Annotated in this window: 1 pseudogene; it reads left to right on the top strand. The window is 59.2% G+C overall.

What is annotated here, in order from left to right:
* Positions 1-136: 136 nt before the first annotated feature.
* Positions 137-233: pseudogene (locus SB753_RS41685) on the top strand (prolipoprotein diacylglyceryl transferase); the annotation flags it as partial.

The following is a 233-nucleotide window of genomic DNA, read 5'->3' as shown; positions in this document are numbered from 1 at the left end:
AGCCCTGTGCTGGCCGGTTTCATCGACATCGTGCGTGCTCATGCCGATGTGCTTGCCGGCTAGCGGCGAACCCTTTGCGGCGCGGCGCGTCCAATGCGCTTGAGTTTCCAGATTACCGAACCCCTATAACGATACGATGCACATTCACCCGAATTTCGATCCCATCGCCATTCATCTGGGACCGCTGGCCGTCCGCTGGTACGGCCTGATGTACCTGGTCGCCTTTGTCATGG

This window comes from Paraburkholderia sp. SIMBA_053 (genome assembly GCF_046534895.1).
GTDB classification, from domain to species: Bacteria; Pseudomonadota; Gammaproteobacteria; order Burkholderiales; family Burkholderiaceae; genus Paraburkholderia; species Paraburkholderia caledonica.
Note: the sequence above shows the minus strand (reverse complement) of the source record. Positions and strands in the feature narration are given on the sequence as shown.